This window comes from Paenibacillus stellifer, assembly GCF_000758685.1.
Lineage (GTDB): Bacteria > Bacillota > Bacilli > Paenibacillales > Paenibacillaceae > Paenibacillus_AQ > Paenibacillus_AQ stellifer.
The window spans coordinates 2,917,707-2,933,972 of the sequence record NZ_CP009286.1; the positions used below are offsets into that span (position 1 = coordinate 2,917,707).

A 16,266-nucleotide genomic window follows, 5' to 3' on the forward strand; every position below is an offset into this window, starting at 1 on the left:
ATGCAAAATTTAAAATCAATTCAATCGATATATCGTAATATTACGATATTAAGATCAGAAAATCAAACCTTATTTTTAATATTGATTATTGCGCCTGTTCCGGAGCCTGTTCGCAGCTGATCCCCATAAATGCTGAAAAATTTCCGAATCCTGACGCCAGGCTGTGCCTTGGAATGCGGTTCACGCATAGATTGTTCTATACCGGGCACGAGGTGAGTCTATGAATTTCGAGGAGATCGCTTGCTTAAGCTACAGTGTTATTTTCAGCCTAGGTCATAACTGTCTGGCTGCATCGGAGCTTCGACGGTCCGGACTGCGGATGCAGGCGGGTCCACTGGACTGGTTGTATGCGCCAGATGCTCGAGGAGTAATGGACCTGCTGACAGCCGATTTTCAGGATTTTTTTGCCAAACCGAATTTGGAAGTAACCGGGATTAACCCTGAGTCCCAATGTTATATGGTGGTAGACAGAAAATATCGGATGGTATCCATGCATGATTTCGGAGTGGGGAAGAACAGCTCAGATGATCTGAGGGAGTGGGAGAATGTCAATCACAAGCTGAAGCTCAGGTCGGAACGGATGTTAACACATATGAGGACGCTGCCTTACATGTTATTTATCCGCACTGACACGACTTATGAAGAAGCGGTTGAATTGTTCTCCATACTGGAGCGAAAGACAGGTGGCAATGCCACTCTGCTTGTTATCAATCATGCGCCAGGCATACAGACGCCTACCGATCTGAAATGTCAGACCGGCAGGATCTGTATGCTGCAAATTCCGCAAGTTCCGGATATGTTCCTGGATAATCGTCCGGCGTGGGATCAGATTATGGGCAAACTGAGGACTGTTAACCAGTAGGTTATCCTTGCAGGTTGCCTTAAATTCGCTTAGTTCTGCTCATCAGTCAAATAATAGTCCAGTGTTCGCTTTATGCCTTCTTCCAGCGGCACTTCTTCCCGGTAAGAAGTCAGGCGAAGCAGTTTGTCGATAACGGGAGCCCTCCGGGAGACGCTGCCGCGGGGAGAAGGATGAAGTTCGAGCTGTCCCTTAATGCCGCTAATGTCCATCATCATTTCGGCAAGCTCCAGCATACTGAGTTCTTTCGTGCCGCCGACGTTGACCGTCTCGCCTGCGGTCTCGGACTCATGAGCGCAGAGGACAGTTGCCTTTACCGCATCATCGATATACATGAAGGAACGGGTGTCCGTATATCCGTATAGCTCGAACCGGCTCTCATTTAGCCGGCGGGCGAAGTCGGGCATTACATGCTTGTCGCCCATTCTCGGGCCGTATACATTGTGATAGCGGATAATGGTGAACGGAAAGCCTTTGGAGCTGCCCGCCTGATGCACGAGCACCTCGCCGTGAAGCTTGGATGCGGCGTAAGACCATCTGGGATTGCCGGGGTCCGGAATGACAAGCGGGACATCCTCGGCTGTAGGCACCGGCCAGTTAAAGGAATCGACAGTGCCCGCATACGTTTCAGAGGTGCTGGCGTACACGAACCGTTTCAGACCGGAATCCGGGCGGCCGTAATAATCAATCAGATGAAAAGCAGGAAGCGTACAATGGCGAAGAACCTCATACGGACGCTGATAGAAGTTCTGCGTGCCGTTGAGAGCCGCCAGATGAAACAAATAATCTACTTGCCCGGGCAATTTCCGAACCTCTTCAGGCCGGGTCAGATCGACGTCATAGGCTGTTACATTCGCTCTGGCTGTAAGCTCTTGGTACAAAGAATCCTGTTCCCCGCGGACATGATTATCTGCACATATTACAATATTTCGCGAGTCCCGGCTCAAATACTCGGCCAGGTGGTAACCGATAAAGCCGGCTGCGCCGGTAACGAGATACACGCTCATTGTTCCTCACCATCCATTCGGGCACCCAGTGCGATATATTTGAATTTGCGCACATCATTGTCTCTTCCCTGGAACAGGTTCCAGAAATCATATACGATGGCCGGAGACGCCATGGTACCGGCCAACTGGTGAAGCGGCATGGACCGGAACACCGGATGATTATTCTGGATCACAGCGACATGCGTACCTTTAAAAGCATCTTCCAGCGTATTGGCGACCTGGACGCCATCAAGGGACAGCTTCGCCAATTTGCCCGGACTTATGACAGGGTCAAAGATACGAAGGGCTGCATCCGGGAATTGCTTCCTGATCGCTTCAATCAGCGGGAACGCCATACTTCCCCGGAGATCATCGGTTTCCGGACTTCCTTTGAAGGCCATTCCCAGGATCGCGATTTCGGGCTGGACTATGCCTTTGCCGTCCGTGTATGCCCGAAGTATCTCCGCAATTCGCTCAGCCGACCGGATCGGGAGCTCCTCGTTGATTTTGCGCCCCGTGAGTGTAAGCTTGGGAACCACATTATGCAGCTCCAGACTTTCAGCGAGGATGTAAGGGTCTTTCTCCAGACAAGGTCCGCCGACCGGGCCGGGAGCGGAAAGATTGCATCGCGGGTAGTGAAGCGTAGTAGCGTGGATAATCTCGGACATATTGATGTTAAGCGGCTCGCAGATCAAAGCAATTTCGTTCGCAAAGGCAAAATTCACATCGCGGATCGTATTGCTCACCAGCTTGGCGAGCTCGGCTGTTTCAAGCGATCCGACTTTGATCACTGTCGGCGTAAGAAAGCTGAATAAACGTGCTGCCCGGAGACATGCGGACTCTGTCAGACCGGATACGATCTGTGGCAGGGTGGACAGCTCCGACAACGCCTTGCCCTCAACCGTACGCTCCGGACAGAAGGCAAGATCGACCGAAGTGCCGCCCGCCTGCAGAAGCGGAAGAACGGTATGGCGCGTTACGCCTACCTTAACCGTAGAACGGAGTATGACCATATCGCCGTCCTTAAGTACGTCGGCCAACTGACGTCCGACCTCCATGATCGGCTCAAGCCGGATTTTTTTGTCTGGACCGACGGGAGTGCCTACCGTGACGATGTAGGTCCGGATTCCTTGATCTGCCGGAATTTCTTGGCTTACCTGGATTCGCCCGGATTTCAAATGCCGGATCAGATGTTCCTCCAGGTCTTGTTCATAGAAGCCGGGTTTCATCTGGCGCAGCTGTTCAAGTACAGCTTCCGCCTTCTCGACCCCGTAAATTTGGAAGCCGGCATCAGCCAGGCCTACCGCCAGCGTAACACCGACGTATCCCATTCCTATTACTCCGATCACTCGGTCTTCATAAATAACCGGTACAGGATTCATCTCGCTCTCCTCCACATTCATCTGATTCATCTGCTTAAATTTGCTTGTTCATTCAGTTAATGCAAGCTCAAATCGCTTGGACAGGGCTGATGCCGCAGCAATTATTAAAAAAGAATGACTTCAGGTTGGAAATGTGGCGAAGCCTGCATATATATATTCTTTGGTAAAGTAAATCGCCTATGAAGGGAGGAGTTGAAGTTGGTATTCCACGCATGCACCATCATAATGGCCAGCCGGATTTCAGAGGCTCGTGAACTGTCCGATTCTCTGAAGCGCGTCTATCCGGATTCCGAATTATGGGTATTGCTGCTGGACGGGGAAGAGGTGATCAATTATGGCGGAGAGGCACGTCTGCACGTTCTGAATATGCAGCAGATTGGCGTTGCCCGGCCGCAAACCTTGGCTTTTCGTTTCTCCATGAGCCAGTTAACGGCTGTACTGCAGCCGCTGCTGATCGATTATCTGCTCTCGGTCCGGCAGCTTGACAATATTCTATATATAGACGGCTGCCTGCGAATTTCGGGTTCCCTTCCGGAATTGATGGACTCCATGAACCGGGACAGCGCCGTTTACGCCTCAAGATCGGCGGACGACCTCTTTCCGCTGATTGGGATAACCAGTCAGGCCCAGGGAAGAAAGGCGCTCGCGAAATGGAGAAGCCGAATCGAGAACAGGGTGCTGAATGACTCTAGTGAACCAAGCATGAAAGTAGAAGAGATACACAAGCTGCTTGTTGATTCAGATATTTTAAACAAGATCAGCCTGAGTCCCGGCCGAATATCCCAAGTGGCTTCTACACTAACGTACCGGAATCCGGCAACCCCATATGTTGAGCCGGATTTATACAAATGGTCCCGATTCTCGAATGGTTTTCCGATTCCCGATGTGTTTCGGCTGATTTATGGCTCTATCGATCCCCATGGCAGCCGCTTTATCAATCCGTTCGATTCGAACTCTCCGGAAGAATTTCTGCGTTGGCTGAAATCACCGGTAAGCATGAAGACATCCGTTCCTAACCTTCTGTATGAAATTTATTGGCTCCGGGAAGATGTCCGGATGGTTTATCCCGACCCGCTGGGACAAGATGAAGCAGCATTTACGGAATGGGGCACAAATAACACCCAAACCGAATACGGCATTGCTTCCGATTTCTTCAAATGCCCGTTCGGCAGCCTGGAATGGGCGCTTGCGCCTGTTCATCCCGGCACTGTGCTGCCCAATCTGGTCTATGAAATTTACCGTACACGCCCGGATTTACAGAGTGTGTTTCACGATCCCTTGGGCCAGGACGCCGTTCACCTGCTGAAATGGGCGCAATTCCGGATTCCGGCGGAGTTTAGTCCGAATTTCGAATGGCTGCCCGAATATATCGGAAATACCAAGGAGACGCCGTCTGATCCTCAAGCACTCTTGGCATGGGCCCTGGCTCCGGTTAACCCGCAGGTGCATCTTCCGAGAATGGTTTATGAAATGGTTCAAAAGCGGCCGGATTTACAGCAGGCGTTTCCCGATCCTTTGGGCAAAGATGAGGTCCGTCTGTTAAAATGGGCGCAGGTTCATCTACAATTGCATCATCCAGAGGAACGCCGCATTCATGAGCGTTTTCAGCTAAGCGGAACCTCGAAGCCGTTCTACAGGCATAGCCGCTTCCCTTTTATCTCGCTGGATTCGGGGCGTGAGCGAGGTATTAATCTGATCGGTTATACCCGAACGGAGAATGGGGTAGGAGAGGCCAGCCGGATGGCAGCGAGGGCGATCCAGGCTGCTGGTATTCCATTCGGAATGATTCATATTCCTCTGAACGGAGCCCAATCCGAAGATCGCTCCTGGAGTCATATGGAAATCACGGACTCGCGCTATTCGACGAATTTGATGTATATCAACGCTGATTCGGTTACCGGAGTGTATCACCGCTTGGGGTGGAATTTTTTTGCCGGCAACACGAACATTGCCTTATGGCATTGGGAGCTTCCCGAATTTCCGGATACGTGGTCCTCTTGTTTTGAAATGCTGGATGAGGTCTGGGCGCCTTCCCGCTTTGTTCAGCAGGCCATTCAGGAAATCTCTCCGATCCCGGTTATCCGGATGCCCCATGCGGTGAACGTGGAAGTTCCGCAGTGGAGCGGCAGAAGCTATTTCGGACTTCCGGTGGGCAAGTTCCTGTTCCTGTCGATGTACGACACCTGGAGCTTTCAGGAACGCAAAAATCCCCAGGCTGCCATTGAGGCTTTCCGCAAGGCTTTCCCGGAGCCGGACAGCAATGCGGGGCTTGTGCTGAAAGTGAATAATGCGAATTCGATGCCGGAGCAGTTGGAGCAGCTGAAGCGCAGCCTGGCGGGTATCCCCAATATTTATTTGATCGAGATCAGCCTGACCCGGCCTGAAATCAACGCACTGATTCATTCGGTAGATTGTTTCGTTTCACTGCATCGTTCGGAAGGCTTTGGCATCGTACTGGCAGAGGCCATGTATCTGGGTAAGCCGGTGATCGGAACCCTGTGGTCGGGGAATACGGATTTCATGAACGCCGGCAATTCTTGCGGGGTCTCGTACCAACTGGTAGAGCTGGATGAAAGCTATGGTCCCTATTCAAAAGGCCAGCGGTGGGCGGAGCCCGACGTGGAGCAGGCCGCTTACTTCATGAATAGGCTGGTGAGCGATGCGGAGTGGAGAAACAAAATAGCTGCCAAAGGGCAGCATACGATTCGAACCGAGTTCTCACCGTTGAAGGTCGGGGCAATGATGAAGAAGCGGCTGGAGAAATTAAAGCGGTTATAGGGTAAAGTGGCTGATGTCGCGGAAAAGTGCGCCGCAGGCTGATTACATCATGTCTGCGGGCACACCGTGCTGTTATTTGACATCGAATTTCCAAACGCCGGGGACGCCATTGAACAGATCGGGATGCTCTAGAGGCGCATGGCGCTCAAACCAGGCTTGGTAGTTAAACCCGCTTGCGGTTTCAAAGGGATTGGTAAAGGCGTTCTGAAGATCGATGCGTTCCCGGTATAGCCTGCGGTGCAGTGCGGTGATCGGCATTCCGTTGTCGAAAGAGCCGAAAGCCCATTTGATTTGGGTTAAGTAATCTGACTTCACTTGGACCTGGGATTCATACCACTGGAGCAGAGCAAGGACCGCGTCCCGGCTTGATCCCGCATGCTTGAGCACCTGGCCGAGGTGAGCGCCGCTGTCCCACCCGGTGAAATGGTAGAAGCCCAGCGGCAGGCCTTCAACATAAAAACCGCTCTCCACCGTACCGGTCAGATGCCTTGTTGGAATATTCCAGGAGGCTACATTGAAGCGGGGAGAGCGGAGGATATGGACCCCGTCGAAATAGATCGGAGCCAGATCAGCCCATTTCTGATCCGTCCACATTCCGTTCTCAGGCTCCGCCCGGCAGAAATGATACAAGCGGTCAGCCCACCAGTCGGCAAAGGCGCGTCCGTTCGCATCGTTTCGGACTGCCGCAAAACCGAGGTTGAAGAGACCGTTGCGCAGGGTGCTGAAAATTTCGTGTTCAATGACCGATTCATAGGTCGGCGACGGCTTCAACAGATGCGGTGTCAGCGCAATGCTGGAGCTTGCGAATTCATGAAGCAGATCGTCCAGCCTGCTGAATACGACGATGTCCGGATCGAAATACAGAACGCCGTCGCAGCCGGGCTGCCGGAACAGAATCTTCATGACAAACGGTTTGATAGCGGTGCTAAGCTCCGTGAGGTTATGCTTGAACAACCACCGGACGGTGTCCGGGATTTCAAGCTGACCGATCGTAATGATGCTGTCAAAAGGCTCGGCTGAGGGATTGAACGACTCCGGGAGCCGATCCGTCAGCGCCAGGTGAAACCGGATCTCCGGATGATGCCGCTTAACGGACTCGCAGAGCACCCTGCATTTGGGCAAGTAGTTGATGGCGGCGCTTGTGAAGGCATGCAACATGAATACCCCTCCTGAACATGTTCTTGTTATTATGGTATGTGCCGTATCCATATCCGCTTGGGTTGCTTCGGCATCTAAGATTGTCCCTTGCGCTATTTAGGCGGACATGTGCGTAGCGGGTTCGTTCAGATGAGGTCGGAAGCTTGTACAGGCTGTGCAATCCAAGGAACGACGCTCATTTAGTCCGGTGAAAGTAAGTTTGTCCGGTGCAACTTAGTTAGTCAGGCCCTATTTTTTCACCCCGGTAAAAAAACGTTTCTCTAGACCCACATGAATGGCGGCTGTTAGTATTAGTTACCATAGAGGGTGTAGAAAGGGGAACCCGGGGTTCATGGATCAACAACAGAGGTACCATAATTTGAAAATGGGCGAACGGGGCGCAATCATCAGTATTGTCGCTTATATCGTTCTGTCCTCATTAAAACTAATAATCGGGGTGGCAGCAGGCTCCGAAGCGCTGAAGGCGGATGGTCTTAACAACGCAACGGATATTGTCGCTTCGGTCGCGGTGCTGATCGGGCTTAAGCTTGCCCAGAAGCCGGCGGATGAAGACCATCAATACGGACATTGGAAATCGGAGACCATTGCTTCGCTGATCGCTTCGTTCATCATGATGGCGGTCGGCCTGCAGGTGCTGTATCAAGCGGTTGTATCCATCTTTGAGAGCGGCGGCGAGCCGCCGGATCCCATCTCGATGTGGACGGGCTTGTTCTGCGCCGCTGTCATGTATGTGGTATACCGTTACAACCGCCGGCTTGCCGGACAGATTAACAGCCAGGCGGTCATGGCAGCGGCCAAAGATAACCTCTCTGACGCGGTAGTCAGTATCGGAGCGGTAATCGGGATCGCAGGCTCGCAGCTGAACATGCCCTGGCTTGATCCTCTGACCGCCGTACTGGTCGGTTGCATCATCTGCAAGACGGCTTGGGATATTTTCCGGGAGGCCTCCCATCATTTGTCCGACGGCTTTGACGAGAGCCTGATAGCTACATACAAGGACATGATTGCGAAGGTCAGCGGCGTTCAGGAAGTGAAGGATATCAAGGCGAGAAACTACGGAAATAACGAGGTCATCGATGTCATTATCGTAGTGGATGCGGACACCGAATTTCAGAAGGCGCATGAAATCGCCACACAAGTCGAGGAAGAGCTAAAGAAAGTACCGGTCATCTACGAGGTGAACGTTCATTACGAGCCTGCCGAGCCAGTGGAAGACCAAGAAGGGGGAGGGTTGCGTTAATGCTAATCCTTCCGCATCTTGGCTCGTTGCAAAGTACAGTTGTCATATGCGGCTGCCCGCACACGAAGATGTAATGCTCCTCCAAGTTGGGGGAGCATTTGTTGGATTTAGACGTCGCAGAAGCCGTGTTCCGGATCGATCAAGGTCAGATGATGGGTATTTCTCCTTATTCGGGAAAATAAGAAGGACCCCTGCATTTTGCTGGAGTCCTTGCATGTATTCCTAAAAACGTTGATGTCATTATTTCAATAAACATCGCGTACATATCTTTTCTCCTGAGTCATGGTCTTCAGGTAATCTCTGGTCTCGTCCTCGCTCATGCCGCCATGCCGGGAAATGACGGTCCGCAGCGCGGCATCCACCTCCTGCGCCATTTGCGAAGCGTCGCCGCAGACATAGAAATGGGCGCCGTCCGAAATCCAGCTCCACAACTCTTCGCCATGCTCCAGCATGCGCTGCTGGACATAGATTTTCTCGGCCTGATCGCGCGAGAAGGCGGTGACGAGACGGTGCAGGAAGCCCTCTCTTTGCAAGTCCGCCAGCTCATCCTTGAAATAGAAGTCCTTGTCCTCGTGCTGCTCTCCGAAGAAGAGCCAGTTTCGTCCCCGCGCACCGCGCTCCCGCCGTTCCTGAAGGAAGCCGCGAAACGGCGCGATGCCGGTTCCGGGTCCCACCATTATCATCGGCGTATCGGGACTTACGGGAGGCCGGAAACGGGTATTTCTCTGGATGAAGACCGGTATCTCCGTCTCCGCTGTCGCGATATCGGCGAGGAAGGTCGAGCAGACGCCTTTTCTCGGGTTTCCGTTATGACTATAGCGAACGGTGGATACTGTAATGTGAACCTCGCCGGGATGGGCCTTCGGGCTGGACGATATGGAGTACAGCCGGGGCTGGAGCGGCTTCAGCAATCTGAGCAGTGAGTCCGGGCTAATTGAAGAAGGGAATTCCTTCAGCATATCGGGCAATTGCCGCCCGTACAGCCAATGTTTCAGCCTGGTGCTGTTCTCGCTCTTCAGCAGCTCGCTCAGTTGGGCGCTTTCGCTTGCCCTTTGTACATGCCGGAGCATCTCAGGAGTGATTCTGGCGATTTCGTAATGCTGCTGCAGCGCCTGGAAGAGCGGCATATTGCCCTTATCCGGCAGCTCAACCTGTGTATCGGGATTCAGGTGTAGAATATCGAGCAGCTCCAGGACCAGTTCAGGACAATTGACCGGCCAGACACCTAGAGCATCGCCAGCCTCATATTGAATTCCGGCACCGCTGATATCGAAAGCGTAATGCCGGGTTTCTTTGGCAGAGCTATCCCGGTTCAGCAGGCGGCTGTGAACAATCCGCGCCATCACGGGATGCTTCCGGTTGTATCCTATATCTTCCTTAATCTGAACCGTATCGTCGATCGACAAGGAGGTGGCGGCCACCGGAGATAAGTACTCTTTCACCTCGTTCTCATCGCTCATTACAGCCGCGGCCATCATCGTCCAGCTCTCGGCCTGATCTTCATAATCCGTATCGCAGAGCAGGGTATCCAGCATCCTTCCGGCCCCCAGCTTGCTTAAACGGTCATCCAGCTTGCGGCCGAATCCGCAAAATTCGTCATAGCTGGTATCGCCTAGAGCCAGAATCGCATATTGCAGCGAATGCAGGGAAGGGGCCTGATCAGTAGATAGCTCTTCAAAGAAGCGGACGCCGTTGTCAGGCGGATCGCCCGCTCCGAAAGTGCTCGCGATGAAGAGAACGTACCGTTCTTGCGGAAGCGCGGACAGCTTATAGTCGCTCATACAGGTCAGTTTGACTTCAAATCCTGCGGCTTGAAGCTTCTCAGCGCAGCCGGAAGCCGCGCTCTCGGCGTTCCCTGTCTGGGATGCCCATAGAATCGTAACCGGAATCCCTGAAGAGGCAGGTGCAGACCCTGTGTCTTGAACAGGCTGCACGGTGGCAGTGCTCCCAGTCCGTGAGAACAATCCGGCAAGCATTCCATTCACCCACAAGCGCTTCTCCGGTTCAAGCGGCGCGTCCTGCGGCAGAACGGGAACTCCGGCTGATGTGGAGTGGGAATCTGCCCGGAGGCCTGCCATGAAGCCGGTCAAATAGATGGCATCCTGCCGGTTCAATTGGAAGGCGGAAAGCGCCGGAAGCTGCAGGGCATTCTCGAATGCGTCAAGCAGAGTGGAATATACGGATTGATTCATAACAGGATTCACCACCTTCACAGTTTCTTCAGGTTCTATTGGCTGCATTATAGTGATGGCCGGGGGTCCAGAAGGAGCCGACAGTGCAGCTGCCGGTATGGCTGACTTGGCCAGTGAAACGGCGCCGAACTTCACCTCAGGCTGGAGGGACAGGGGATCGACTGCGTCGCTGGTTATCGCGTTGACGGTTAGATCCTCGCCATACACATCGTTCCAGTGAAAAGGGGCGAAGCAGCTCCCCGGACTCACCCGATCGGTAATAACAGCCGGCAGTACGGCACGGCCCCGCCGCGATCTGATCTCGACAGGGTCCGTGTCCCGCAATCCGAGCTGCTTCGCGTCATCCGGATGAATCTCAATGAAAGGACCCGGATTCAGCTTGTTCAGCTTCGGAATTTTGCCGGTCTTGGTCAGCGTATGCCATTGATGCTGAAGCCGGCCCGAATTCAGGACGAACGGGTACTCCACGTCCGGCATTTCGGAAGGCGGCATGTAAGGCCGCGCCCAGAAGACGGCTTTGCCTTCCGGAGCAGGGAAGATAATCCCTGCTTCCTGTACTGCTATCGCTTCATCCACGGCCGACCCGCTCCGATTCGTCTTGACATAGCGAATCGGATTGCGATTCTCCGAGTCCGGCGGGCAGGGCCACTGGACGGGCGCTGTCCGCAGGCGCTCGTAGGTCGCGCCCCGGATATCATAGCCTGTCTGCGGATTCCACGCTCCCTGAAGCTCCGCGTACACTTCCGCTGCCGATTGGTAAGTGAACGCGTCTCCGAAGCCCATTTCGCAGGCGACTCTCGCAATGATCTCCCAGTCAGGCATCGCTTCTCCGGGCGGTTCGACCGCTTTCTGCATCAGGGTCAGATTGCGCTCGGAATTGACCATTACACCCTCGCCCTCCGCCCAAAGCGCGGCAGGGAGCATAATATCCGCGTACTTGTTCGTCTCCGTATCGAAGAAAGCGTCCTGGGTCACGACCAGCTCGGCAGCCTCAAGGCCCGCGATGACCTTGGTTCTATTGGGAACCGATGCCACAGGATTGGTGCAGATGATCCAGCAGGCCTTGATCTCGCCGGCTTCCATCGCTTCGAACATGGAGACGGTGCCCGTCCCGGATTCCTGACGAAGAGTTCCATGAGGAAGACGCCACAGGTCTTCCGTGAACCTGCGGTCGGCTTCCGACAGCAGTGACCGCTGTCCCGGCAGACCGGGACCCATGTAGCCCATCTCGCGGCCGCCCATTGCGTTCGGCTGGCCGGTAAGGGAGAAGGGCCCGCTGCCCGGAGTGCAAATGGCTCCGGTCGCCAGATGCAGATTGCAGATGGCATTGGTGTGCCAGGTGCCGTGGGTGCTTTGGTTCAGCCCCATGGTCCACAGGGACATCCAATTGCCGGAATTCCCGATCCATTCGGCGGCCTTGACGATTTCTTCTTCAGGAATTCCGGTAATTGCGGAGACTTTGACCGGAGGATAGTCTTCCAGAAACGCTGGAAGGCTGTCGAAGCCCGTTGTATGGGCTTGAATGAACTCATGGTCGGCATAACCATTCTTCAAGATCAGGTGCAGAAGACCGTTAAGCAGAGCCAAATCAGTACCCGGATTGATCCGCAAATATAGATCGGCCTTCTCTGCTGTGGCCGTCCGTCGGGGATCGACGACAATCAATCTGGCACCGGCTTTGATGCGGTCCATCATCCGGAGGAACAGGATCGGATGGCAGTCCGCCATATTGGAGCCGATCACGAAGAAGAGGTCGGTCCCATCCATATCCTCATATGACCCTGGCGGGCCGTCAGCGCCCAGCGAGAGCTTATAACCCGTGCCTGCGCTCGCCATGCACAGTCTGGAATTGGATTCGATATGCCGGGTGCGGATGTAGCCCTTGGCAAGCTTGTTAATCAGATATTGCGCTTCAAGCGACATCTGGCCGGATACATAGAAGGACAGGGCATCCGGACCGTGTTGGTCCAGAATGCCCCGCAGACGGCTTGCCGTCAACCGGATCGCGTCCTGCATCAGGATTGAGGCAGGCTCGTTATGCCGGTCCGTTCGATAAAAAGCGTGCTCCAGACGGCCCGACTCTGTAAGGGCTGCCGCGGCGCTTCCGCCTTTGGTGCAGAGCCGGCCGTAATTGGCCGGATGATTCTTGTCGCCGGTGAGCTTGACCACGCGGTCTCCGGAGACTTCAAGTACGATTCCGCAGCCGACGCCGCAGTAGGGACATACGCTTTTCACTTGCCGTGTGGTCATAATCATTCACCGCCGATCATGGATTTAGAAGTTGATTCCGGACTCCGCCTTGGCCCAGGTTCTTCTCCAGGAACGGGTCACGGCGTAGAAGACAAGCGTCGTAATCAGGACGATTGATCCGACAACCAGGAAGCCCGTCACCTGGGAGCCGGTGGACTGCTTCAGCGGTCCGAGCACATAGGTAGGGAGCAAATATCCTCCCAGGCCGCCGGCCGCACCGACAATTCCGGTAATAACCCCGATTTCATGGGAGAAGCGCTGCGGGATAATCTGAAAGACAGATCCGTTGCCCATGCCGAGGCAGGCCATCATAATGCTGGTGTAGAGAAGCATCACAAGGAAGGAGCCCGGCATGGAGGCGATCAGAAACGCGCAGACCGAAATGATGCTGTACAGGACAAGCAGGAGGCGCATGCCGCCGATCCGGTCTGCGATCCAGCCTCCGATCGGACGGAAGAAGCTGCCTGCAATGACTGTAATGGTAACCAGATAGCCGACTTCGACTTTGGATAGACCGCCGGAATGTACATTGTCGCCGTAAATATCATAGAAGAAGATGTTCGCATAGTTGGCGAAGCCGACAAACCCGCCGAAGGTTATGGCGTAAAATATGGAGAACCACCACGTATCGGCATGCTTGAACACACTCAGGTAGCTCTTAAGCGGCTTCGGAGCAGGTGCGTTTGGAGCGTCTTTAACCAGAACTGCATATACGATCATTACGATTGCGAGCGGAATTATGGCAAATCCGAAGACGCTATGCCAGCCGTATACCTGTGCGATCTGGGGTCCGAAGAAGGTAGCCAGCGCTGTTCCGCTGTTGCCCGCGCCTGCGATGCCCATCGCAAGACCCTGATATTCAGGAGGATACCAGCGGCTGGCGAGAGAGAGGGATACGGCAAAGGCAGCGCCTGCGATGCCAAGCAGAAATCCGATCATATGGACCTGCAGCAGGCTGCTTCCGCCCAGCCATCCCCAGAGCAGAGGAAGGATAGTAAGTCCCATGCCGGTCAGCCCGGCCTTTTTACAGCCGATCCGGTCCGCCAGAATGCCCATCGGAATCCGGAACAGCGAACCGCCAAGAACGGGGATGGCGACCATCGTAGCTTTCTGGGTATCCGAAAGTCCGAAATCCTTCGTAATGTAGAGCGAAAGAGCGCCGCATATGACCCAAATCATAAAGCTGACGTCAAAGTACAGGAAAGCGGACAGTAAACTCGGCGAGTGGCCAGCCTTTCGAAAACCTTTCTCCATGTAAAAATTCCTCCCATTCCTTTTTCTGTACGAATGATCTTTCCGGCATTTCTAAGCTGCTGCGACTGAAGCAAGAAAACGGTTTGACGTTCACCCCCGGGCCAATAATGAGCGGGCATCAGGCAAAAAGGGGCCGACTGACAGAACCCGCATGCATTTATGCGGATCTTGTTAATCGGCCCCATTGCCATTGCAGCCACGTCATTGTGGCTGACTGATTAATTTCATTCAATTGTGGGATGCACGCTGGGCTTCCGGTCACATCTTTGTGAAGAAGACCGAGCGGCTGATGTAAATCGTATAATGACAATATAAAGAGAGCTGGATTAAATGTCAATAACCATGACATAAAAATTTAAAATAATAATAATTTAACGACTTTTTCAGCAAAGTTCAGATTTTTGAGTTAAATTATCTAACATAAAATTGGAATTCTTTGTTCTTGTCAAATGAATCCTCTCTATATTAGTATATAACCATTCGCTTATATAAAGGGGGATCTCATGGAATCAATCTCGGATATCGCGGAGGATTTAAAGCTGCTGGGGGACAAGACGCGTCTCCAGATACTCTCCCTTCTGAAAGAGCGGGAGTGGTGCGTGTGCGAGTTCGTTGAAGTATTTGACATCTCGCAGCCTGCAATTAGCCAGCATCTTCGAAAGCTGAAGGACCGCGGGATCGTGAAGGAGCAGAAAAGAGGGCAGTGGGTTCATTACTCGCTGAATGTTCAGGACAAGCCTTATATCTCGGCCATCCTGGAGCTGACACCGGGCTCCGACATTATTTTGACGCAATTGAACACAAAAGCACCGAATGCATGCTGCGATTGATGCAAAACGCTCAACTGGGTATAGACTGGAGGATTTTCGTTGGTAATTCTCGCAATACTGATTTTTGTGATTACATTAGGATTTGTGATCTGGCAACCGCGAAAGCTGTCCATCGGCTGGTCGGCCAGCGGCGGTGCTGTCTTGGCTCTTGTTTCGGGAGTAGTCAGCTTCGGCGATGTGGTGGACGTCACCAGGATTGTCTGGAACGCTACCTTTGCCTTTGTGGCGATCATCCTGATTTCACTCATCCTCGACCGGATCGGATTTTTTGAATGGGCCGCTCTGCATATGGCATACGCAGCAAGAGGCAACGGCGTTCGCATGTTCATATACGTCACGCTGCTGGGGGCGCTGGTATCCGCGTTCTTCGGCAATGATGGAGCTGCGCTGATCCTGACTCCCATCGTGCTGGCCATGGTCCGGGCCCTGCGCTTTGAAGAGTACAAGGTTGTTGCTTTTGTAATGGCGAGCGGCTTTATCGCGGATACCACGTCGCTTCCGCTGGTTGTCAGCAACCTGGTCAACATTGTCTCGGCTGACTTCTTCGGAATTACGTTTCTGGAGTACGCCGGTCACATGCTGCTGCCCAATCTGTTCTCCCTGGCGGCCAGCATACTGGTGCTGTATCTGTTCTATCGCAGAAGGATAGCGGGAAGCTTTGACAGCTCAATGCTGCGGGCTCCGGCTGACGCGATCAAGGACCCGGCCATGTTCAAATTATCATGGTTCGTGCTGCTGCTTCTGCTTGTCGGATATTTCGTCAGCGAATTTCTGGACATTCCTGTATCTGCGGTGACGGGGCTGACCGCACTGTTCTTTCTGTTCATGGCGAGAAAAAGTCCGGCTGTGCACACAAAAGAGGTTATCAAGGGCGCGCCTTGGAACATCGTCTTTTTCTCGATCGGCATGTATGTCGTCGTGTATGGTCTGCGGAATGCCGGGCTCACCGATGTGCTGGCCGGCATCATTCAGAAGGCTGCTGATCAAGGACTGTTCGCTGCGACGATGGGCATGGGCTTCTTGGCAGCCTTGATTTCATCGCTGATGAACAATATGCCGACCGTGATGATTAACGCGCTTGCAATTCATGCCACACATACCGGAAATGCGGTGAGAGAAGCTCTGACGTACGCGAACGTCATCGGCTCCGATCTGGGGCCGAAAATTACGCCGATTGGCTCGCTGGCAACGCTTCTCTGGCTTCATGTCCTATCATCGAAGGGCGTGAAAATAAAGTGGGGGACGTATTTCAAGACAGGGATTCTTCTTACCGTCCCAACGCTGTTCATCACCTTGCTGGGATTGTATTTGCGGCTGATCTTATTTTAAATGCTAAA

The 16,266-nt window shown here is 53.4% G+C and carries 10 protein-coding genes; 5 read left to right on the top strand and 5 right to left on the bottom strand.

Features of this window, described 5'->3' with window-relative positions; genetic code table 11:
* The first annotated feature begins 220 nt into the window (after window positions 1–220).
* Window positions 221–862: a DUF1796 family putative cysteine peptidase gene (locus PSTEL_RS26295; RefSeq protein WP_052098444.1), complete on the top strand. Its 642-nt coding sequence runs from the start codon at window positions 221–223 to the stop codon at window positions 860–862.
* A gap of 29 nt (window positions 863–891) precedes the next feature.
* Here the strand turns inward: PSTEL_RS26295 and PSTEL_RS13410 are convergent, their stop codons facing one another.
* Both PSTEL_RS13410 and PSTEL_RS13415 read right to left on the bottom strand, forming a co-directional pair.
* Window positions 892–1,866: an NAD-dependent epimerase/dehydratase family protein gene (locus PSTEL_RS13410; protein ID WP_038696007.1), complete on the bottom strand. Its 975-nt coding sequence runs from the start codon at window positions 1,864–1,866 to the stop codon at window positions 892–894.
* Window positions 1,863–3,257 carry a nucleotide sugar dehydrogenase gene (locus PSTEL_RS13415; RefSeq protein ID WP_084065058.1) on the bottom strand — a complete coding sequence of 465 codons (1,395 nt, stop codon included), beginning with the start codon at window positions 3,255–3,257 and terminating at the stop codon, window positions 1,863–1,865. The genes PSTEL_RS13410 and PSTEL_RS13415 overlap by 4 nt, the downstream gene beginning before the upstream one ends.
* 168 nt (window positions 3,258–3,425) lie before the next feature.
* On the opposite strand from PSTEL_RS13415, the gene PSTEL_RS28470 reads away from it, so the two are divergent.
* Window positions 3,426–6,005, top strand: coding sequence for a glycosyltransferase family 4 protein (locus PSTEL_RS28470; protein WP_245624949.1), 2,580 nt, complete (start codon window positions 3,426–3,428; stop codon window positions 6,003–6,005).
* 72 nt (window positions 6,006–6,077) lie between these two features.
* On the opposite strand, the gene PSTEL_RS13425 is transcribed toward PSTEL_RS28470, so the two are convergent.
* Window positions 6,078–7,163, bottom strand: a complete 1,086-nt coding sequence (locus PSTEL_RS13425) for a glycosyltransferase family protein (RefSeq protein ID WP_052098448.1) — start codon at window positions 7,161–7,163, stop codon at window positions 6,078–6,080.
* A 331-nt stretch (window positions 7,164–7,494) separates the two neighbouring features.
* Here PSTEL_RS13425 and PSTEL_RS13430 point away from each other — a divergent pair, with 331 nt between their 5' ends.
* Window positions 7,495–8,403, top strand: a complete 909-nt coding sequence (locus PSTEL_RS13430) for a cation diffusion facilitator family transporter (protein WP_038696011.1) — start codon at window positions 7,495–7,497, stop codon at window positions 8,401–8,403.
* 245 nt (window positions 8,404–8,648) lie between these two features.
* Here the strand turns inward: PSTEL_RS13430 and PSTEL_RS13435 are convergent, their stop codons facing one another.
* Window positions 8,649–12,845: a bifunctional nitrate reductase/sulfite reductase flavoprotein subunit alpha gene (locus PSTEL_RS13435; protein WP_038696014.1), complete on the bottom strand. Its 4,197-nt coding sequence runs from the start codon at window positions 12,843–12,845 to the stop codon at window positions 8,649–8,651.
* Between the two features lie 24 nt (window positions 12,846–12,869).
* Window positions 12,870–14,099 carry a nitrate/nitrite transporter gene (locus PSTEL_RS13440; protein ID WP_038696016.1) on the bottom strand — a complete coding sequence of 410 codons (1,230 nt, stop codon included), beginning with the start codon at window positions 14,097–14,099 and terminating at the stop codon, window positions 12,870–12,872.
* 503 nt (window positions 14,100–14,602) lie between these two features.
* Here PSTEL_RS13440 and PSTEL_RS13445 point away from each other — a divergent pair.
* Window positions 14,603–14,929 carry an ArsR/SmtB family transcription factor gene (locus PSTEL_RS13445; RefSeq protein ID WP_038696018.1) on the top strand — a complete coding sequence of 109 codons (327 nt, stop codon included), beginning with the start codon at window positions 14,603–14,605 and terminating at the stop codon, window positions 14,927–14,929.
* 39 nt (window positions 14,930–14,968) lie between these two features.
* On the top strand, window positions 14,969–16,258 hold the full coding sequence (locus tag PSTEL_RS13450) for an arsenic transporter (protein WP_038696020.1): 1,290 nt from the start codon (window positions 14,969–14,971) through the stop codon (window positions 16,256–16,258).
* Window positions 16,259–16,266 lie beyond the last annotated feature (8 nt).